The organism is Candidatus Methylomicrobium oryzae (assembly GCF_016745425.1).
Lineage (GTDB): Bacteria > Pseudomonadota > Gammaproteobacteria > Methylococcales > Methylomonadaceae > Methylomicrobium > Methylomicrobium oryzae.
Map to the genome: position 1 here is coordinate 333,542 of NZ_JAERVK010000002.1, position 21,937 is coordinate 355,478.

The window sequence follows — 21,937 nt, forward strand, 5'->3', positions numbered from 1 at the left end:
GCAAGATAATCCAAATCCCTCATTCGCTTACGAACTTATTTTCCTAACCGGAAATACCGACGAACCGTTGTTTCTGCATGCCGGACCCACGGACGATGCGATGGATCGCCGCAAGCCCTTTTTCCTTTCAACGGCCCTTGGTTTTAAGCGCGTTGATGCCGGTACCGGTCTTGACCTTGCCAACCCTTATTCCGATGGGTATCGACGTGGCCGCATCGCCTTGTTCGTCGGTCAATCTCGCGACGATCCGATAGACGCCCGGTTTTCTGTAGGCTTTGGTGAAGGTCTTGATCGACGAAGGCGGTGTATCAAATTTGCCGTCGCCGTTCAAATCCCACTCGACCGCCATCTGCGACGCATCCCCGTCGGGATCCAGAGAAGACATGGCGCTCAGTGTCACTTTCTCGCGCACTCTCAACTGGCGTTTGCTGACTGCTACAAAGGGATGCGGCGCCCGGTTCGCCCCCTCTGGGCAGGCAAGCGATACGGCCGTGGAGCGTCCACGGTTCCCTTGCGTGTCGAACGCCTCGATGAGCCATTCGCTGATTTCGCCCGGCCGGTAATCGTAGGTCGCGAGCCTCGCGGTGACCGGATTTCCGGAGAGCGGCTCATCCGCTACCACATGGCCGTCTTTGATCAAAAGTGCCCCCGCCAAAGAAGACTCCGTATCCACAGCGGAAAACTCAATTCCGCACTGGCCGTTGACGATGACCGCCTGGTTTTGCGCCTGGATAGCAACTTGCGGAGGCGTATTGTCGGTAAACGATTTTCCGTTGTTGAAGAATCGGTTGTAATTGAGCTGCAATGCCGAGCCGCTGCTCAAACGCATGTCGTCGTTCGGGTAGGTTTTGGGAAAGAGGATGCCCCGGCTTCCCCGGAAGCCGTTCCCCATTAGATTGCCGTTGAAATTGGTATCGTTGCGGAAATCATGCCAAAGTCCCAGCCCATGCCCCAATTCATGAAGAGCGCCGCCCATCGCGCTGGAGCTGGTCGAACTCAGCGTAGTTTCTTCGAAAGCGGGAAACGATATGCTCTGAACGAGCGGAAAAGGGCCTATCGCGGGAATGATCCGTCCGGCATAGGGCTGATCGTCGGTCAGAAACGTTTCGTTGAATCGGGCCAAGGTTTCCCCGGTGACGAGCCCGATTCCAGAGAACTCCGCGGCGGAACCGCCGAAAAAGGTCGAATCTTCCGTACCGTACAGAAATGAACCGTCCGGATTCTGAATTTGGGTTTCCGAGACGATGAGCACCAGTTCCCGAGGGTTCCAGAGCGTAAAACCGGCGGCGGCGACCGCAGCCAGAATTTTATTCCAGCGCTCCTGATACGGGCCCTGAAAGGCCGTATCGGGTTGCTCGACCCGAACCAGATTGATCCTTGGAATTAAAATGCTGGATTCGGTTTCGTAAATAAAACTTTTCGGGCCGTAGCCAAGGCGGGCCATTTCCTCCCTGAACCAGGCCTGCATCCTGACGATATAGCTTTGCAGCATCCGTTCCGCTCCGGGCTGAATGGACCGGTTCGACGGGACCATATAAACGGCCTTGACCCGGTAGGTACCCCTATTCGGCGGTGATGGCGGTTCAATTGGCGGACGCAGTAGCCGATGCTCGGGATTTTCGCCCAATACTTGAGGGCTGGCGGCTGCCGCGAGCCCGGCAACAGCGAGCAGTCCCGCGATCAGGATGACTCGTAAGACGCAGCCTGGAGCTTGCCTGTAATGTAGTTTATAGATAGTCATCCCTACTCTCCTTGCCTTAGGGTTCATTCTCGCCATTAAGCGCCTAACAATAATAGTCAGGGGAACTGTAATCCGGAAGTCCTTCATTTGCCGGATTTACCAGAGAGAGGTGCTGTTCATGTATGTTACGCGCTTAATTTTCTTATAATCATCCACATCCGAATTTATTAAATTTTTATTAAGACGATATCAGAAACCTTAAATCCTTCTGTGCGCTATGCCTCATAAGGATGGGGCAATCGGAAGACGCGCCGTTGGTATTGATATTACTTAACCGGATAAAATTGCCAGGGCAGAAAATGGGGCGGGAACAAAAACCTGGTTTTTCAGGACCACCGTAGATCGTGAATATCGGGATCCGCTTCGAGAATTTGCCGTAAAGCTTCCGCTACTTGATTGACTTGAGCGCCGGTGGCGATTTTTTTGAACCACCGCCTGACGAATGGCCTGGACGGCTCGATAAAACATAAAAAGTCGTGGGGCTGATCGTATTGGTGGCCGCAGCCGATCCATAGCGGGAATTCGGGATTTTCAAGCTCGACCGTCCAGCCCCAGTCTTCCGCGCCGACCGCGGTTACCTTAAAGCCATGAAGCAGGAGCCGTTCTTGAAGGTACTCAGCCAGTCGCTTTCCCCACAAGCCGGGGTTGATATCGGCTTCTTCGCCAGGATACGGCGGAAATTTGTCCGATTTGAATTCGACCCGTGTTTTCATCGTTGATTGTCCGCTTCAGTGATCGATAACTCGGCGGTCCGCATAGACGGCGCCTAGCCGATAAAGCGCCTGCCGGTCGCCAGAAAGACCTTCGGACCGGCACGCTGGCTGTGTTGCAAGCATTTTCAGAGAAGGACACCGTACGAAGGCTCGGCAGGCTGAAACCGAAGCATAGCATCATCCCGATCAGCGAAAAAGCCGCCGTCGGGGAAGCGTCGATTTCGGAACATTAGGGCATTCCGGCTGTTCGCCCGTTGCATTTTCGAGGTATGCTATGGATTGATTAGCCAGCTTTGCGAGAGGAGAGCGAGACAATGACATCTGCCGGCCAAAGGCCAATTTTTTCTGCCGGGTTTGCGCCCGGAGCCCGCTTTTACCGCGCCGCCGGCCGCCGTCATGATTGACGTCAGCCGGACACACTGGTCCGCCGCGCGCTGGGCCGAGGAAATCGACCGCCGCCTCACGGACGGAGGGCTGGAGCCTTTGGTCAACATCGACCGTGAAGACACGCGGGAGTTCGACGCGATCTTCCTGGGCGGCGGCGCGGCCGGCCGCTTCGGCGCCTCTTATCTCCGGGCGATGGGCGGACGGCCGCTGATCGTCGACCGATGGCCGTTTCTCGGCGGTTCCTGTCCGCACCATGCTTGCGTTCCTCACCACGTTTTTTCGGACGTGGCGGCCCAACTGCTGCTTGAGCGCACCTTTTCCGGGCAGTTATGGTTTCAGGACATGCACGGCAAGACCGTGTCGATTTTGCCGATCGTCGAGATGTTCCGGCGCGGCCGGACCGGGCCGCATGCCTTCATGAATTACCAGAGCAAGGAGCAGCTCGATCTGGAGTTCGTGTTGGGCTCGCCCGCTACGATCGTCGATGCCCATACGGTTTCCGTGGCCGGACAAACTTACCGCGCCAAAAATCTGGTCCTCGCGAGCGGAGCGCGCGCCAAAACCTTGTCCCTCGACGGCTCCCATCTTAAAGGCGTGTTCGACCACGCCACCTTGGTCGATTGCCTCGATTACGAGCCGGGCCCGACCGCGGTGGTCGTCGGCGGCGGCAAGACTGCGATCGAATACGCCTGCTTCTTCAACGCCACCGGGCGGCGGACGATCGTGGTTTCGCGGGACAGGCCCCTGGCGCTGATTCCGGACGGCGATACCCGCGCTTATCTGCTCGACCGGATGCAGGAGCAAGGGATGGAGTTTCTGCCGGGCTCGGAACTGATTGCGCTTGACGGCGACAGCGAAGGCCGCGTCAAATCGGTCAGAGTCCGGACGCCCTCGGGCGAGATTGAGGTCGCCACCGATTTCGTGTTCACCGCAGTGGGCATGGCACCCAATTCCGAAGCGGCGCAGCACGCGCTGGGGATTGACGTGGACGCGAACGGCTTCATCCGGACGGACAGCCGCATGCGGACCTCGGTGCCCGATGTGTACGCGGTCGGCGATCTGGTCGGGTCGCCGATGGAAATGTTCAAGGCGCGCAAGGGCGGCATGTATGCCGCCCGGAACATCATGGGCGAGGAAGCGCATTACCATGTCGGCGACTATCCGGACTTTCTGCATACGCATTTCGAGGTGTGCTGGCTCGGGCTAGGCGAGGAGCAGGCGCGCGAACGCTACGACAACGTGGTTGTGCTGAAGCTGCCGCCCGACAATCCCGACGGGATCCATGTCGCGTTGCCGGCCGGGGACCGCATGATGCTGTATGCGATGATGAAGCCGCATCTGTCCGGCTTTCAAAAGCTCGTGATCGACGGCGCCTCGCGGCGTATCGTCGGCGCGTTCCACGTCGGCAGCGGCGCGAAGGACGGCTTCCAGTATCTGGCGCCGATGGTGCGGCGCGGCCTGACGGTCGACGAACTCGGCGAAATGGACGAACTGTTCCTGAATCCGTCCTATTTTATCCAACTGTGCCGGCTGCGCGCCGGCAGCAAGGTGTTGAGGGGGATGTAAATGGCGGGACGATTAGCCGGGAAAAACGCGATCGTGACCGGCGGCGGGGCCGGCATCGGCCGGGCGATCGCCGAATTGTTCGGGTGCGAAGGGGCGCGTATTGCGATTCTCGACCGGGACTTTGAGCTGGGGAAAACGGTGCAAGCCGCGCTTCGCGCCGAAGGGATCGACGCCGAGGCCTACGGCGCCGACGTGACCGATCCGGAAGGGGTCGCGGCCGCGGTGGCCGCGTTTGCGGACCAGTGCGGCGGCAGGATTCATGTGCTGGTCAATAATGCCGGCATCGCCGAATTCTCCGATTTCGAACAAACGGCGCTCGCTGCCTGGAACCGGGTCATGGCGGTCAATGCGACCGGCACCTTTCTTTGCTCGCAGGCGGTGTTGCCGCTGATGAAACAGCACGGCGGCGCGATCGTCAACATGGCTTCCGTCGCCGGATTGATCGGCATTCCGAAAATGCCCGCCTATTGCGCCTCGAAGGCGGCAGTGATCGGCCTGACCCGGCAGATGGCGGCGGATTACACCGCCCAGGGCATCCGGGTCAACTGCATTTGCCCCGGGCGCATCGCCGGCACCGAATTGGACCGCTGGATCATGGCGATGGATAGCATGGATGCGACCCGCGCCAAAATGGCCAAGTACCCGATCGGCCGTTTCGGCAAGCCGGAAGAAATTGCGCAGGCGGCGCTTTTCCTGGCTTCGGACGAATCCGCTTTTATGTCCGGGGCGGTATTGACCGTCGACGGCGGGATGACCGCGCTCTGAATCCCGTCCTTGAAGCGGTAGGGGTGGCGACTCAGCGTATTCATACCGCCTTTTTCATAAAGCCTTGTCCGTCAAACCGACACCAGCGACACGAGGTAGTGTATGTTGAGATGCAGGATGAAGCGCACCTGCCTTAGGCTGACCGATTGGTCTAGCAGTGCGGCCTGAATTGCTTCTTGCGCGGTGCAGGGGCTGTCCGACACCGGCACGCCCACGTATTCGCCCGTATGTTGGGCGCACAATCGGTCGATGATCCTGCGTATCCCTTGAGAGGACAGCAAGTATCTGTGCCGTTCCACCGGCACGCGCACTCGTTCCGTGAAATAGCGTTCGTCGAGCGCATCTTCCCAAGGATCGAAATCTTCATCCTGGTACCGAACCGTTTTCCAGTCCCGCCTTAACCACTGCGAAATGGGAAGGTTCGTGCGCGTCGCCGAAAGCAGCTGCAGGATCGCGTAAGAGACCACCGAAGAACACGCGAGCAGCTCATTCATCTGGCAGAGCGTTTCTTCGTCCCATTCCAGCGGGATGATCAGCCGGGGCTCGTAAAAGACGCACCCGTTGATTACTTTTCTGTTTCTGGGTTGGTAAAGGCGCGCCGCCCGATGGATTTCGGACGCCGTATATTTAAGAGAAGCAGATGCCGTCATATTTGTCTCCTCTCTTCCGGCTCTGGCGGTATCGTACCGGTGGAACGATACCTGAAAATTCGCCCGTCACTGTGGAATCTGATTACTCAATTGGATGAGCTGCGGCAAACGAGAGTTCGGCAATCCCCCGATTCTTTTTTTACTTCACGCAAGCTGAAAACTTATGGCAGGCGCACCGTCGGCTAAGGATTTGATCGATCACCACTTCCCCCTTGTTCTCCCGCCGCGCATTCATCGTGATACACCCTTTGCCCGGCTTGGGTTATCCCCCAGCTCTGTAGGGTACGCTGCGCGTACCATTGGGGATGAAAAGGTACGCACTCGGCATTTGCTCCTGCATCCCTGCAGCCTCTGTAGGGTACGCTGTGCGTACCATTGAAGGTTGAAAAGGTACGCACAGCGTACCCTACAACTGAAGTTTGAATGAGCAACGGCGGTAATGCTGTGTTTTAACAGGGAATTTTTTGATTTGGCCGGGCTCTTACTTAGGTATCGACCGGTTCGCTTGCGGCGAAAAGCGAAGTCCAAAATCGGTTAAGGAATTTCGGTTGAGATATTCGTAGCTTCGGATGGGGGTATGGACAATGAGTACGCTCGAGCTTGGTGTGGTCGGCAATTGCGGTTTCAGCGCCCTGATAGACCGGCGCGGGCGCGTCGTCTGGTGCTGTATTCCCCGCTTCGACGGCGACCCCGTCTTTTGCAGTCTGATTAACGGCGATAATCCTGACGGCGGTTTCATGGATGTGACGGTCGATAATCTGGACCGCGCCGAACAGCATTACGAAGAGAATACGGCGATTCTGGTGACCCGGCTCTTCGATCGCAACGGTGTGGGCGTCGAGATTACCGACTTTGCCCCCCGCCGCGTCCATTACGACCGCGTCTACCGTCCTACGATGCTGATCCGCCGCTTGCGCCCCCTGAACGGCGCGCCGCGTTTACGCGTCAGGGTCAGGCCCACGCATGATTATGGGGCTGAACGCATGCGCGCGATCCACGGCTCCAATCATATCCGTTTTCTGGCGCCGGATTTGACGTTGCGCCTGACTACCGATCTGCCGATTTCCTACGTTCTGACCGAAACGCCGTTTCTGCTGGAGGGACCGGCCGACCTGCTGCTGGGGCCCGACGTGCCGCTGCGCCATTCCATCACCAGCGCGGCGCGCGAGCAGTACGAGCAGACCCGCAAGTACTGGCTGGAATGGACGCGCAGCCTGTCCATTCCTTATCAATGGCAGGACGCGGTGATCCGTTCTGCGATCACGCTCAAGCTTTGCAGCTTCGAGGAAAGCGGCGCCGTGATCGCCGCGATGACAACCTCCATTCCCGAAGCCCCCTTCTCCACCCGCAATTGGGATTACCGGTTCTGCTGGCTCCGGGATGCCTATTTCGTGATCAATGCCTTGAACCGGCTGGGGGCGACCCGGACGATGGAGAAATATCTGACCTACATCATCAACATCGCCGCCAGCGTCGACAATGTCCAGCTCCAGCCGGTCTACGGCGTGACGCTCGAACATATCCTCCTGGAACGGGAGGTCGAGACTTTGGCAGGCTATCGCGGCGACGGTCCGGTGCGGACGGGCAACCTGGCCTATAAGCAAATCCAGAACGACATCTACGGCAGCATCATCCTGGCCGCAACCCAGAGTTTTTTCGACCGCCGCCTGGTCCATCCGGGCAACCGCGGTTTATTCGACCGCCTGGAGCTGATCGGAGAGCAGTGCAGGCGGCTTTACGACCGGCCGGATGCCGGCATTTGGGAGTTCCGCGGCATCGCGAGGGTACATACGTTTTCTGCGGTAATGTGCTGGGCGGGATGCGATCGGCTGAGCCGCATCGCCGCCCAATTGGGGCTCGACGAACGGGCCGGGTACTGGCGCGGCGAGGCCGAAGCGATCCGCCAATCGATCTTTGCGCACGCCTACGACGGAAAGCGCAACACCTTCGTCGGCAGTTTCGGCGGCAGCGAAATGGATGCCAGCCTTCTGCTTCTGCATGACCTGCAGTTTCTGGCCGCGGACGATCCCAAATTCATCGGCACGGTCGAAGCGGTGGAACGGGCTTTGCGGCGGGGAAACCATATGATGCGCTATGCCGAACAGGACGATTTCGGTTTTCCCGAGCATGCCTTCAATATCTGCACCTTCTGGATGATCGGTGCGCTGGCGGCGATCGGCCGGTGCGGCGACGCCACCGCCATGTTCGAAGAAATGCTGCGCTGCCGCAATCATCTGGGGTTGTTGTCGGAGGATACCGATCCGCAAACCGGCGAACTGTGGGGCAACTTTCCCCAGGCGTATTCGATGGTGGGATTGATCCATTCGGCCAGGGTACTGTCGACGCCTTGGGAGGAAGCCTTCTGAATGTTTTTTCCCGCCCAGGCTCTCTCAACCTCGGCAAGGGAGGCTTCGCTCGAACGCGGCGGTGAACTCTAGAAAACGGTAATCGACCGGTTTGCCGCTCGTGTCGAAAGATCTCTCGATAATGCAAAAAGTCCTCGTCGATCGCGTCGGAAAGCGTCCGGAGCCGTTGTTTATGCTATCCGTCATGCATTCTCTGTTCACCGCCGGCTGATGTCGCGGAAGGTGACGATACCGCCCGTGATGTTTCCCTTTGCATCCCGGATCGGGCCTGCATTGCAGAGCACCGGGACGTGCCGCCCATCCTTGCGGACGATTACCCAAACTTCGTCCCGGACAGTTTCGCCGTTTCGGATCGAGCGCACCAGCGGGAGCTCGTCATCGTCAGGCTGGGTGACCCCATCGGCACGGCAGATGCCCCATTGCTCTGCCAGTTTGCCGTAGGCGACTTTCAGCTGCCTGTCCGGCTTGCCGGTCATCTCCCGACCGGTCCGGCTGATCATCCGGATTTTCGCGTCAGGGGCGTCCGCGATGACGATTCCTTCGGGCAGATATTCCATCAAGGCGGCCAGCATCCGGTCGCCTTGCTCCGCGCTGGCCAAGGTTTGGCGCAACGTCTCTTCGGTGCGTTTGCGGTCGGTGGTTTCCCAGGCGGTCGTGATCAATCCCCAGCCTGCGTCTCCGGGCAGCGCGATCCGGAATACGGACCAGCTGAAGTAAACTTTTTCCCCTGGGCCGTTTTCGGAGCTTTTTACTTTATAAAAGGCATCCGTCACGGAAAACGGTTTTCCGGTTTCCGCGACATTCAGGAAGAGCTTTTCTATCTCCGCTTCCTCCGGCCATACCTCGCGAAGGGTCTTGCCCACCATTTCTCTTTGCGGCGCTAATTCCTGATATTTCGGATTGGCCAGCAAGATGTTCATATCCGAGGCGCGCACGATGTTGACCGCGACCGGCAAATGGTCGAGAACCGTTTTCAGCAGGTTGTGCTGAGCCTGAGCCTCCTCTTCGGCCCGTTTGTGTTCGGTTATGTCGGTGAAGGTAATGGCGACGCCGGCGGTTTTGTCGTTACCGATATGAAAAGGGCCGATCCGGCGCAAATACCAGCGCCCCTCCATATTGCGCACCTCCCCTTCGAGGGGTTCGCCCGCCCGTATCACGGCCTGCACATCGTCAATGAAATGGGGATCGACAAACCGCGGCTCAAGGTCGGTAATCTGCCGGCCGGTATCGCACGGCCGCAACGGAAACAGTTCGCCGATGGCCGGGGTAAACCAGCGTACGCGCAGTTCCTTATCCAGGAACAAGGTCATCACGGCGCCGCTGCTGAGCACGTGGCTCTGTGTTTCCAGTTCCTGGATCTTGTCGCGCAGCTGGGCATTGATGTCGTTGATCTCCTCATTGCCGAGATTGAGCTGGTCATTGACGGCTCGGAGCTCTTCATTCAGCACCTGGAGTTCTTCGCGGGAGGCTGCCAGCTCTTCGATCGTGAGGCTCAGCGTATCGCACCAGCAGGTTGAACCCGGTTCGGTCGCAAAAACGTCCGGCATGGCCTGCCCGGAGCTGTTCCGGGGGGCGAGGGCGCCGGACCCGTTCGAGCGTATGAACGAAACCAATAGGCGGGATGCGCTCTTCTCTTCTCCGGACTGGATCGGCGTAAGCTTGATGCGCAACGTGCACTCGTCCGTTTGGGGGGCCCTCAGGCCGTTCACTGTCACCGGTTGTTGCTCGGCCAGGGCATTTTGAGCCGCAATTCGAATATCGGCAGCCCAGGCGGGGGAAACCATCGCCAACAGGTTCAGGGTCGGCTGTCCCGGCGGCAGCCGCAGGAAAGAAGAGGTATCGCCGTAGATGTGAAGCATGTTGAACTGCAGATCGATCAACACGGACGGAAGATCGAATTCTCCCAATACCGCCGGATGCGCACTTTCAGCGCGGAGGGTGGCGTTTGTGTGTGAGGGCGGGGGCCGCCTCAGGTGTTTCGGAAACCGGACAGGACTATTTTCCAGTGGGGCTACTTTTCGGTAGATGCCCCGGAGCATCGATACGGCTTCGAAACCGCCCTGTTTTAATGGCAGGGATTCGCCACGGCCCAGGAACAGGCAGCCGCCCATCCGCAGCGAGGCATGCAGCAGCGTCACCACCTGCTGCTGTGCGTAGGGTTCCAAATAGATCAGAACGTTTCGGCAAGTGACCAGATCCATATCAGAGAAAGGCGGATCCGCAAGCAGGTGTTGCGGCGCGAACACCAACTTTTCCCTGAGGCTCTTTTTGATCCGGTACTTTCCGTCGTAGGGATAAAAAAAGCGCATCCGGCGTTCCGGTGAAATGCTCTCGACCGCAGCGGCGGAAAATACGCCGTGCCTGGCGCAGGCGACGATATTCGGCGACGCATCGGTCGCAAAAATCCGGAAATCGGCCGGTTCGCCCAGTCGCTCGATCTGTCCGGTCAGCAGCATCGCGACCGAATACGCTTCTTCGCCCGAGGAACAGGCCGGCGTCCAAACCCGTACGGAACGGTCTCCGCGGTGATCCCGTATCAAGGGCGCGATCACTTCGCTTTCAAGCATGTCCCATGCCTCCGGATCGCGGAAGAACTCGGTTACGTGAATCGGTAAGCTCCGGACCAGCGTTTCCAGTTCGGCCGGTTCCTCGCGCAGCAGCGCGGCGTAATCGTGGGGCCGGTCGATGCGCCGCACACGCATACGCTGCTGAATCTGCCAGAACAGCGGGCTGAACTTGTAACCGCTCATATCCGAGCCGATATGGCGGCGGATCAGCATCAGAATCTCCTCCAGCGGTTGCGCGATGTCTTCCGATTCCGTAGCCGCCGGCGGATGCACCGCCGCAACGGAAGTGTGGGCAAGCAATTCACGGGCGATCGCATCTACCGGCAGAATATGATTTGCCGTACCGGTCGCGATCGCGGCACAAGGCATGCCGCCGTGCATTGCTGTAGTCGGGTTCTGTACGAAAACGGTGCCGCCTGCCTGGTGGATCCGGATGGCGCCTTCCGCGCCGTCGCTGCCGGTACCGGAGAGTATCACCGCGATGGCTTTGTTACCGCAGTCTGCGGCCAGGCTTTTGAAGAAAATATTGATAATGTCGATGCAAACCTTGGCGTTGGCGGGAAACGGGCGGCTCCGCAGCCTACCTTGATCCAGGTCCAGCGCTTCGCCCGGGGCGATCGTATAGACGTGATCGGGTTCTACCTGCATGCCGTCCCGGGCTTCGCAGACAGGCAGACGGCACACCTTTCCGAGCAGTTCGGGAAGATGGCTCGTATGGTCGGGCGGCAGATGCTGTATTACCACAAATGCCAGCCCGGTCTGGGGCGGTAGGACGGAAAACAGGTTTTGCAGTGCCTCGATGCCGCCGGCCGATGCGCCGATGCCGACTACCGGAAAGCCCGGCGTTTTTTGTCCATTATTGTCATTAACCGACATTTTTCGCCTCAGGAGAGTATGCGTTTTAAATCAAAGGATTAACTAGACCTTTATTATTCATTACAAAATAAACGATTGCCCGGAATTAGTCGATTGATAGGCAATTTTCATGCCCTTACCTCAGGCTAAGGCTCATACTGTCCTCGAAATGATGAAAATATGGCCATTTGGAGGTTCAGTTAGTTCAATTGCCGAGGAAAATATCTTCGATTTGGGAAAGGCGCCCTGTTTAACTGGCAAGTCACCAAGCGGGGAGTGCTTAGTTTATTCATCGCGTTTAGCACGCGTCAGCATTCAGAATAATAAGGCTGATGACGTTGTCGGGAGGCCGTTATGCCGATCGCCAGCGGATTGGCGAAGAAACGGCTGTTGTACCATGCCGGGGCCGTATTGAGCGAGCAAATCATTGGCTGATGCGCCGGCACCGCAAATTGCGCTCCCGTATGCGGCGACAGGCGGGCGGAAGCGGGCAATGTCATCCCAAAAGCCCGTCTCCGGTGGCGATCATACCGAGTCAGCGTTTATATGATAAGCCGCATGATCATCATGCCAGTAGTGATTGATCCCAGCTTCAACGTTAATACGAAGTATCGCCAGCAAAACTCAGCCTCATTCCGGCTCCAGTCATCCCTTAACTTGAGGTGTTCGCTGATACTCTACCTTGGGAATCAACTTGCGTGGCGCGTTTTGACGGCAAGTTTAGGCGAAAACTCCATTGGTCTTCTTCCTCGAATAGTACGCTTAATATTATATTCTTAATGCCTCTTTATAGTAGAGTATGAGTTTCGATATCAGTATATTCGCATGCTTTTGGTATATAAAGTATATCAAAAACTTATTCAAAATTATTCCAATAATACCTAATGAAAATTTTTATGTGTTGCTCTATCCTACATTCCAACACAAAGGCAAGCCGTGGTTTTGTAAAGAACGCAAGGCAATAATGTATCTTTAATATTTATACGATTGGTATTGTTGATATTCATAGGATTGCCGGCGTGAAAGGAGGGACCGGGCTCATGTCCGGTAAGATGGAGTTTAAAGCTGGAGTTAGACTTCAGGAGGGAAAAGTTATAATGAAAATGAAAGAAAAAAGAGAATCCTTTCAAGTAGAATCCGTGCTCTCTCCCGATATACCGAATAATTCAAAATCTAATACAGTCGATTACAGCGAAATTTTTTATAACTCCTTTTTTATCGATCAGTTGCGCCTTGAAAAACTCCGCGCGCAGCGGGCTAAATCCAAATTATCCATTATTTTGTTAACGCTCGATCAGGAAAAGGAAGACAAATTTATCGACAGGATGGCGCTATTAAATACTGTCCGGGCAAAAACACGGGCTACCGACATTTGCGGTTTGGTCAACGAAAAAAACCTGGGCATATTGCTGCCGGATACGGATGAGAGAGGGGCAAAAGAAATCTGTGAAAAGTTGATTCATGAATATCAGGATTTGCCGGTCTCTTTCACGCTCTCGACTTATCCCGATCACATCTTCGAGAGTCTCGCCAAAGAGGGTTGCATTCGGCCCGATGCTTTTCCTTTTGCGCTGGAGGAGGTCAGCGGTCCTTCCTGGATTGAGCTGTCGTTGAAGCGCGGCCTGGATATCGCAGGATCGATCATCGGCATTCTGGCTTTCATGCCGGTCATGTTGCTTACTGCCTTGGCCGTTAAAGCGACTTCGTCCGGCCCCGTCATTTTCAGGCAGGCGCGCTTGGGTAAACAAGGAATTCCTTTCACGTTTTATAAGTTTCGCTCCATGTATACGCACACGGACGATCAAATCCATCGCGAATACATCCGTGACTTGATCGGCGGCAATCATGAAAAAGTCAATCAGGGAAATGGGGACGAGCCTTTTTTCAAGATCAAATCCGATCCCAGAATAACCCCTGTCGGCAAATTCATCCGGAAAACCAGCATCGACGAATTGCCGCAGTTTTTTAATGTGTTGAAGGGCGATATGAGTCTAGTCGGGCCACGGCCGCCTCTTGCCTATGAAGCCGAAAAATATCAGGCCTGGCATCTCAGACGAATATTGGAAATGAAACCCGGCATTACCGGGCTCTGGCAGGTGGAAGGCCGGAGCAAGACGGATTGGGATGACACCGTGCGGCTTGATATTCGTTACATTCAGAATTGGTCTTTACTGTTCGATTTGAAGCTATTAATCAAAACGATCGGAGAAGTATTGAGAGGCAGAGGCGCCGTATAAGCGGCGCCGAAAGCCTTGAGATTCAGTCGAGACGTCAAACCGGATTTGAAAAATTCAATTGCAATAGGAGTGCACACGTGAAGAAGCCCAAAGTAAAGTATCTCTATTTAAATAGCCTCATTCTGGCTATTTTGTTTTGGACCGTTTATGTTCAAATTCCCGATAGGGACGGACCTATAAGAACCGCCCATGCCGCGAGCGCCGATTCGGCAAGCGGAGCCGCTGTGATTGAGCTTTCCGGACGAGGGCTCGATCCGGTCGCAGCCAGTCCGGACGGTAATATTTGGGCTACCGTGGAAACCGATGGAAAAATCGTCTTGTGGGATACCGCCGCAGGGCAGATGCTTCTGGCGCTGCCGGCCCAGGCCGGAAGTCCGGCTCAAGGCATCCTTTTCGGTCCTGACGGCAAAACGCTGGCCAGCGTCAGCGACGATTCGGTCAGAATTTGGGATACGTTAGCCGGCAACGTGCGCTTAACCCTTTCCCGAACTGTGCCGATGCGGGCGCTGGCCTTCAGTCCGGACGGCAAATGGTTGGCGGCGGTGGACGCGGAGGCTGCCGTGACGCTGATCGATGCCCGGTCCGGCACCGTGGCCCGGCAGCTTGCCACCGGCCAGGATGCGGTCAATGCCGTAGCCTTCAGCCCGGACGGCAAATGGTTGGCGACGGGCGGCCAGGATGACCAGACCAAATTGTGGGATCCTGCGACCGGCGAAGAGGCCGCGGCCCTGCCCGGCAACGGAGCCGTCACCGCGCTGGCCTTCAGTCCGGACGGCAAATGGTTGGCGGCGGTGGACGCGGAGGCTGCCGTGACGCTGATCGATGCCCGGTCCGGCACCGTGGCCCGGCAGCTTGCCACCGGCCAGGATGCGGTCAATGCCGTAGCCTTCAGCCCGGACGGCAAATGGTTGGCGACGGGCGGCCAGGATGACCAGACCAAATTGTGGGATCCTGCGACCGGCGAAGAGGCCGCGGCCCTGCCCGGCAACGGAGCCGTCACCGCGCTGGCCTTCAGCCCGGACGGCAAACGGCTGGCAACCGGCAGCGAAAGTGAACAAGTGCTCCTGTGGAATATGGCCGATAAATTGCCGCAGCTTTTGGCAGGCCACGACGGCGCAGTGATCAAGGTCGCTTTCAGCGCCGATCGGAACCATTTGACCAGCATGGCCAAAACCGGCCAGATGATCGTATGGAACTTGTCGGACGTTTCGAAACAGGCGGTACTGCAGACTTCCTTGCCCGGCGCTGCCTCGACGTTTCAAGGAAGTGTGGCCGCGACTTCGGCCGCCAATTCCTCACTCTCCACGGCCTTGGGCAGATTGAACCCGGCCGGCGGCAATGCGCAAAAAGCCCTGGCGACGGCCGCTAGCCGGAACACTGCTGTTGCTGGCAAAAAGAAAAGTCCTCGTAACTGGAAAGGGGTCGCGGCACTTACCGTAAGCCCGGACGGAAAGCTCGTCGGCGGCAGCGTGGACGGCCAAATCAAGTTGTGGACCGCCGGCGGAAGCGAGCGCTTTACCGTGCCGGCGCATCATGGCGCCGACGTAACCGCTATCGTATTCAGCGCCGACGGCAAGGAACTGGTCAGTGTCGGCCGCGATTCGGAACTGCAGATAAGAAATGCGGACAACGGCCGGCAGATCCAGACTCTGGCGGCGCATGAACACCCGATTAGGGCCGTGGCCGCGAGCCCGAACGGCAAGTTATTCGCCAGCGCCGGCGAAGAAACCCGGATCATGGTCTGGGATGCCGAGGCGCGTAAGCTGAAAAACATTCTCTCCGGCGGCCATAGCGATTTCGTAAATGCCCTATGCTTCAGCGCGGACGGAACCCATCTGGCCAGCGCGGGCGCCGACGGCAGCGTCCTGTGGTGGGAAGTGGAGACGGGACGGCTCGTCCACACACTGCTCGGCCATACGGGCGAGGCGAATGCGGTAGCCTGCAGCCCGGACGGCAGGCAGGTAGCCAGCGGAGGCACGGATAATAAGGTGTATCTGTGGAATGTCGTTACCGGCAGTCAGGCAGCGCGTTTCGATGGACATCAGGCTTCCGTTAGAGCCGTGGCCTTCAATCCGAATGGTCAAGAGCTGGCCAGTACGGGAGAGGATGCCCGAATTCTGATCTGGAACACAGTTGCCAAACAGCTCGATAAGCAAATCCCCGCCGCGGCACAGGCGGTCAATGCGCTGACCTACAGTCCGCTCGGTGATTTGATTGCGGGAGGCGAGGACGGCCAAGTGAGCGAGTGGAACCCCGGCACGAAACAAAAAATTCTGACGATTGACATAAATCTGCCCGCACCGGCCAATAACACCGGCACAGGCCCTGGTGCGGCTGCCTCGGATGTTCTGATTGCCGACCGTATAAAATCGGGTTCCGCACCGTGGGCAGAGGACGGGATCTTCGAACGGGTTTTGAATTGGCTGATCCCGGCGGCCGATGCCGCCATTCCCGATGCGCCGGGCGGCCCCATCCTGATCGTGACCACCACTTTCGACCCTATCGGCAAATATTACGCGGAGATTCTGCGGACCGAAGGCCTCAACGAATTTGCGATGGCCGACATCTCTACGATCAATTCGACCGCGCTGAATGCTTATGACGTGGTGATCCTATCGAAAATGACGTTGAGCGCCAGCCAGGTCACCTTGTTCTCCAACTGGGTCAACGCAGGCGGCAACCTGATCGCGATGCGCCCGGACGCCCAGTTGGCTGCTTTGTTAGGCATCAATACGGCCGGGGGCACGCTGTCGAACGGCTATCTGCAGGTCGATACTTCGAAGGCACCCGGTAACGGAATTGCCAACCAGACGCTCCAGTTTCACGGCACCGCCGACCGCTTTACGCTGGCCGGCGCTTCAAGCTTGGCGACACTGTATTCGAACGCAACGACGGCGACGGCCAACCCCGCTCTGACGCTGCGCAATGTCGGTACTGCAGGCGGACAGGCGGCGGCGTTTACCTACGACTTGGCAACTTCCATCGTTCAGACACGCCAGGGCAATCCCGGCTGGGCGGCGCAGGAACGCGACAGCTTTATCCCCATCCGCCCCGACGACAAGTTTTACGGCGATGCGGTAGGCGACTCGCAGGCGGACTGGATCGATTTCGGCAAGCTGGCGATTCCGCAAGCGGATGAGCAGCAGCGCTTGCTGGCCAACCTGATACTCGAAATGAACCGGGACAGGAAGCCTTTGCCCCGCTTCTGGTATTTCCCGCGCGGCGAAAAAGCGGTCCTGATCATGACCGGCGACGATCACGGCAACAACGGCACGCAGGGCCGTTTCGATTATTTTAAATCGAAGAGCCCATCCGGTTGTTCGGTGGCCGACTGGGAATGCGTACGGGGCACGTCGTATATCTATCCGAATACGCCGCTGACCAATTCGCAGGCTGCAGCTTATAACGCGGACGGCTTTGAAGTGGGGCTGCACCTCAGCACGAACTGCGCGGATTTTACCCCCTCCTCGCTCAGGACTTTTTATACCCAGCAAATTGGCAGCTTCACCAGCAAATATACAAGCCTGCCTGCCCCCATTACGCAGCGCCACCATTGTATCGCCTGGAGCGATTGGGTGACCGGCGCCATCGTCCAATTGGAAAACGGCATCCGCTTGGATACCAGCTATTACTTCTGGCCGCCCGGCTGGGTGCAGAACCGTCCGGGATTTTTCAACGGTTCCGCTATGCCGATGCGATTTGTCGAGACGAACGGCTCGCTGATCGATGTGTACAATGCCACCAGCCAAATGACGGACGAATCAGGGCAGACTTATCCGTTCACGATCAATACATTGCTGGATAAAGCGATCGGGCAGGAGGGGTATTATGGCGCCTATGTCATTAACGCGCATACCGATGTATCGATAACCACAGAAGCAACCGCAGCGGTCGCCTCGGCTCAGGCCCGCAGCGTGCCGATCGTCTCCAGCAAGCAGATGCTGGATTGGCTGGATGGCCGTAACGGCTCGTCTTTCCGATCGCTGTCGTGGAGCGGCAGCAGCCTGAATTTCGAGGTGAGCCGCGGAGCGGGCGCCAACGGCTTGCAAGCAATGGTGCCGGTAACTGCCGTCAACGGCGCACTTTTAACCGGCATCAACGGCCCAAACGGTGCCGTTCCATCCACGACCGCTATCATCAAAGGAGTTGAATACGCTCTGTTTAATGCAACGGCGGGAACCTATAGCGTGACTTACGGCGCAGACTCGATATCGCCGACGGTTACGTCGACCTTTCCCGCCAACGGCGCTACGGGGGTGATTCAACAGCCGGCGGTGACGGCGACTTTCAGCGAACCGGTCGATCCGTCGACAGTCACTACGGCTAATTTTCAATTGCAGGCGGGCAGTAATCCGCCGGTTGCCGTCACGGTCAGTTATGATCCTGGCACTCGCACCGCAACATTGAGGCCTAACACCTTGCTGGCCGAGTCGACGCTCTATACCGCCAAGGTTCTGACCGGCATCAAGGATTTGGCCGGTAATGCTTTAGCCTCTACCTTCACCTGGTCTTTTACGACTCAGGTGCAGCCGTGCGTGTCTTCGCCCTGCACGGCATGGAGCAGTTCGACGACGCCAGGGACGGCGTCGGTAAATGATCTCAATTCCGTCGAACTCGGCGTGAAGTTCAGATCCGACTTGGACGGCACTGTTACCGGGATTCGGTTCTATCAGGCCAATACGGGTACTTATACAGCGGCTTTGTGGAGCAGTACGGGCCAGCAGCTGGCGACAGCTAGCGTCACTGTCACTGCCGCGGGTTGGCAGCAGGCCAATTTCTCGACGCCGGTAGCGATCACCGCCAACACGGTATATGTAGCCTCTTACCATGCTCCGAACGGAAAGTATGCGGGGAACACGCCCTATTTCGCCAATTCAGGAGTGGATAATGTCCCCCTCCATCTGTTGAAGGACGGTGTCAGTGGTGGCAACGGCGTATACATCTACAGCGCCGCCACCACATTTCCGACGAACACGTACCAATCGAGCAACTACTGGGTCGATGTCGCCTTCAGGACGGCTTCGGGTCCGGGTCCTGACACGACGGCGCCGACGGTGACCTCGCGCAGCCCGAGCGCCGGTGCGACCGGGGTGGCGACCGGCACGGCCGTGACCGCGACCTTCAGCGAGGCGATGGACCCGGCCACGCTGACCAGCTCGACCTTCCAACTGCAGGCAGGCAGCAACCCGCCGGTCTCGGCCACGGTCAGCTACGCGGCCAATACCGCGACCTTGACGCCGGCCAGCGCCTTGGCGGCGAACACCGCCTATACGGCGACCGTGAAGGGCGGCAGCACCGGCGTGAAGGACCTGGCCGGCAACCCGCTGGCCGCGGACGCGACCTGGTCGTTTACCACCGGCAGCGGCGGCAGCGTCGCCTGCACCGGCGCCAGCTCGCTCTGGCCCACCAACCCGACCCCGGCGCTGGTGAGCGATCCGGATACCGCTTCGGTCGAACTCGGCGTGAAGTTCAGGTCCAGCGTGAACGGCTTCATCTGCGGCATCCGCTTCTATAAGGGCAGCGCCAACACCGGCACCCACACCGGCAAGTTGTGGAGCAGTACCGGCACCTTGCTTGCCAGTGCTCCGTTCCAGAACGAGACCGCCTCCGGCTGGCAGCAGGTCCGTTTCGCCAGCCCGGTGGCGATCACCGCGAACACGACCTATGTGGCCTCGTACGTGGCCCCGGTAGGCCGTTATGCGGCCGACACCAACTTTTTCACCGCCGCCGTGACCAGCGGGCCGTTGACCGCCCTGAGCAATGCGGAGGCCGGCGGCAATGGCGTGTACCGCTACGGCAGCGGCGGCTTTCCGAACAGCACTTTCCAATCGACCAACTATTGGGTTGACGTGTTGTTTACGACCAGTACCGGTCCTGACGCGACGGCGCCGACGGTGACCTCGCGCAGCCCGAGCGCCGACGCGACCGGGGTGGCGACCGGCACGGCCGTGACCGCGACCTTCAGCGAGGCGATGGACCCGGCCACGCTGACCAGCTCGACCTTCCAACTGCAGGCAGGCAGCAACCCGCCGGTCTCGGCCACGGTCAGCTACGCGGCCAATACCGCGACCTTGACGCCGGCCAGCGCCTTGGCGGCGAACACCGCCTATACGGCGACCGTGAAGGGCGGCAGCACCGGCGTGAAGGACCTGGCCGGCAACCCGCTGGCCGCGGACGCGACCTGGTCGTTTACCACCGGCGCCGATGCCTGTGCACCCGGCAGCAACCCGATCGTGTGCGAGAACGCGAAGGCGGGCAATCCTGCCAGCGAATGGAATATTACCGGGGCTGGGGATGTAACCATCCAGGGTTTCGCCACGGATATCAGTGTCAACAAGGGCGGTACGGTGGGTTTTAAGATCAGTACCCCGGCCTCGGCCTATCGCTTGGATATCTACCGGATGGGCTATTACGGCGGTAACGGTGCGCGGAAGGTGGCTACGGTCAACGGAACGGGGTCGCAAAACCGGGCGGGTGGAAATCCGACGTCCTGCCTGACCAACAACACGGGACTTATCGACTGCGGCAACTGGAGCGTCTCTACCTCCTGGCAGGTTCCGGCCGATGCGGTGTCGGGGATCTATTTTGCAAGGGCGGTACGGACCGATACCGGCGGAGCCAGCCATATCGTCTTCGTGGTGCGTGACGACAGCAGCCATTCCGACCTGCTCTTCCAAACCTCGGATACGACCTGGCAGGCCTACAACAATTACGGAGGCAACAGCTTATATGGAGGTACCGGTCCCGGCACCGGCGGCGGTTCCAACGGGCGCGCCTACAAGGTCAGCTACAACCGGCCGTTCAATACGCGTGCCGTCGATAACGGGCAGGACTGGTTATTCAGCAGCGAATACCCGATGGTGCGCTGGCTGGAAGCCAACGGCTACAACGTCAGTTACTTTACAGGCGTCGACAGCGACCGGCGCGGCAACTTGATCGGCAACCATAAGGTATTCCTGTCGGTCGGCCACGACGAGTACTGGTCGGGGGCGCAGCGCGGTAATATCGAAAATGCCCGGGACGTGGGAGGTGTCAACCTGGCATTCTTCAGCGGCAACGAAATATTCTGGAAGACGCGCTGGGAAAACAGCATCGACGGCTCGAACACCGCCTATCGGACTTTGGTCTCCTACAAGGAAACCCATAATTTCCCTAATAATACCGATCCGGCCGGCACCTGGACCGGCAGTTGGCGCGACCCGCGAGGCGATTCGCTGTCGCCGCCCAAAACCGATGGCGGCCGTCCCGAAAACGCCTTATCGGGAACCATTTTCGAGGTGAACGATGGGGCAACGACCAGCATTCTCGTACCGGAAGCGGATGGCAAGATGCGGTTCTGGCGCAACACCAGCATCGCAACGCTCGCCGCCGGAGCGACCGCTACACTGCCGAACGGTACTCTGGGTTATGAATGGGATGAGGACCTCGATAACGGTTCACGGCCGATCGGTTTAGTACGCCTTTCTTCGACTACCGTATCCAATGCGCCGGTTCTTCAAGATTTCGGTTCCACCTATGGAACCGGTACAGCGAATCACGCATTAACGCTCTACAGAGACGACAACGGAGCGCTTGTCTTCGGTGCCGGCACGATGCAATGGTCATGGGGGCTGGACAGCAATCACGACAGAGCCGGGACACCCGTCGATGTCAGGATGCAGCAAGCAACGGTCAACTTGTTCGCCGATATGGGTGCTCAGCCGGGCGCCTTGCAGCCAGGACTCCAGGCGGCGACGGCGTCGACCGATACCGCATCCCCGACTTCGAGCATCTCATCTCCGTCAGCAGGCGCTACCGTACAGCCGGGCAGTCAGGTAACGATTAGCGGCACTGCGACGGATACCGGCGGCGGCCGGGTCGGCGGTGTCGTAGTCTCGGTCGACGGCGGCTCGACTTGGCATCAGGCCAACGGTCGCGGCAGCTGGACTTATAGCTGGACGGTGCCAAGCACTTCCGGAACGGTGAATATCAAGAGCCGGGCGGTGGACGACAGCGGCAATCTGGAAACGGCCGGCGCAGGCCTTAATGTGAATGTCGGCAGCGGCGGCAGCGTCGCCTGCACCGGCGCCAGCTCGCTCTGGCCCACCAAC

General features: G+C 58.4%; 10 protein-coding genes. 5 read left to right on the forward strand and 5 right to left on the reverse strand.

From position 1 onward, the window contains the following. Positions 1-127: 127 nt before the first annotated feature. Together JJL52_RS03630 and JJL52_RS03635 are read right to left on the reverse strand one after the other, a co-directional pair. Positions 128-1,741: a PKD domain-containing protein gene (locus JJL52_RS03630; RefSeq protein ID WP_202051025.1), complete on the reverse strand. Its 1,614-nt coding sequence runs from the start codon at positions 1,739-1,741 to the stop codon at positions 128-130. 326 nt (positions 1,742-2,067) lie between these two features. Further along, positions 2,068-2,454, reverse strand: a complete 387-nt coding sequence (locus JJL52_RS03635; protein WP_202051026.1) for a hypothetical protein — start codon at positions 2,452-2,454, stop codon at positions 2,068-2,070. A gap of 396 nt (positions 2,455-2,850) precedes the next feature. On the opposite strand from JJL52_RS03635, the gene JJL52_RS03640 reads away from it, so the two are divergent. Together JJL52_RS03640 and JJL52_RS03645 are read left to right on the forward strand one after the other, a co-directional pair. Beyond that, entirely contained in the window at positions 2,851-4,407 is a 1,557-nt protein-coding gene (locus tag JJL52_RS03640) for an FAD-dependent oxidoreductase (protein ID WP_202051027.1), read from the forward strand. Continuing rightward, positions 4,408-5,172 (forward strand): SDR family NAD(P)-dependent oxidoreductase, encoded by a 765-nt coding sequence (locus JJL52_RS03645; protein ID WP_202051028.1) that lies wholly within the window; start codon positions 4,408-4,410, stop codon positions 5,170-5,172. 71 nt (positions 5,173-5,243) lie between these two features. Here JJL52_RS03645 and JJL52_RS03650 read toward each other — a convergent pair whose 3' ends face one another. Further along, entirely contained in the window at positions 5,244-5,822 is a 579-nt protein-coding gene (locus JJL52_RS03650; protein ID WP_202051029.1) for a hypothetical protein, read from the reverse strand. Positions 5,823-6,406: 584 nt separating this feature from the next. On the opposite strand from JJL52_RS03650, the gene JJL52_RS03655 reads away from it, so the two are divergent. Continuing rightward, entirely contained in the window at positions 6,407-8,188 is a 1,782-nt protein-coding gene (locus tag JJL52_RS03655; RefSeq protein ID WP_202051030.1) for a glycoside hydrolase family 15 protein, read from the forward strand. A gap of 197 nt (positions 8,189-8,385) precedes the next feature. Here JJL52_RS03655 and JJL52_RS03660 read toward each other — a convergent pair whose 3' ends face one another. Both JJL52_RS03660 and JJL52_RS03665 read right to left on the reverse strand, forming a co-directional pair. Then, entirely contained in the window at positions 8,386-11,631 is a 3,246-nt protein-coding gene (locus tag JJL52_RS03660; RefSeq protein ID WP_202051031.1) for a chemotaxis protein CheB, read from the reverse strand. Positions 11,632-11,918: 287 nt separating this feature from the next. Beyond that, positions 11,919-12,110 (reverse strand): hypothetical protein, encoded by a 192-nt coding sequence (locus JJL52_RS03665; protein ID WP_202051032.1) that lies wholly within the window; start codon positions 12,108-12,110, stop codon positions 11,919-11,921. Positions 12,111-12,890: 780 nt separating this feature from the next. On the opposite strand from JJL52_RS03665, the gene JJL52_RS03670 reads away from it, so the two are divergent. Continuing rightward, complete coding sequence (locus JJL52_RS03670; protein ID WP_236994018.1) at positions 12,891-13,847, forward strand: sugar transferase; 957 nt, start codon at positions 12,891-12,893, stop codon at positions 13,845-13,847. A gap of 224 nt (positions 13,848-14,071) precedes the next feature. Then, positions 14,072-21,937: N,N-dimethylformamidase beta subunit family domain-containing protein (locus JJL52_RS03675; protein ID WP_202051033.1), on the forward strand; the 7,866-nt coding region annotated here is incomplete at its 3' end.

Excerpts from the sequence above, each read along its gene's own strand:
- JJL52_RS03640 (WP_202051027.1), top strand. The coding sequence starts at position 2,851 with ATGATTGACGTCAGCCGGACACACTGGTCCGCCGCGCGCTGGGCCGAG.
- JJL52_RS03660 (WP_202051031.1), bottom strand. The coding sequence starts at position 11,631 with ATGTCGGTTAATGACAATAATGGACAAAAAACGCCGGGCTTTCCGGTA.
- JJL52_RS03655 (WP_202051030.1), top strand. The coding sequence starts at position 6,407 with ATGAGTACGCTCGAGCTTGGTGTGGTCGGCAATTGCGGTTTCAGCGCC.
- JJL52_RS03630 (WP_202051025.1), bottom strand. The coding sequence starts at position 1,741 with ATGACTATCTATAAACTACATTACAGGCAAGCTCCAGGCTGCGTCTTA.
- JJL52_RS03650 (WP_202051029.1), bottom strand. The coding sequence starts at position 5,822 with ATGACGGCATCTGCTTCTCTTAAATATACGGCGTCCGAAATCCATCGG.
- JJL52_RS03635 (WP_202051026.1), bottom strand. The coding sequence starts at position 2,454 with ATGAAAACACGGGTCGAATTCAAATCGGACAAATTTCCGCCGTATCCT.
- JJL52_RS03665 (WP_202051032.1), bottom strand. The coding sequence starts at position 12,110 with ATGACATTGCCCGCTTCCGCCCGCCTGTCGCCGCATACGGGAGCGCAA.
- JJL52_RS03645 (WP_202051028.1), top strand. The coding sequence starts at position 4,408 with ATGGCGGGACGATTAGCCGGGAAAAACGCGATCGTGACCGGCGGCGGG.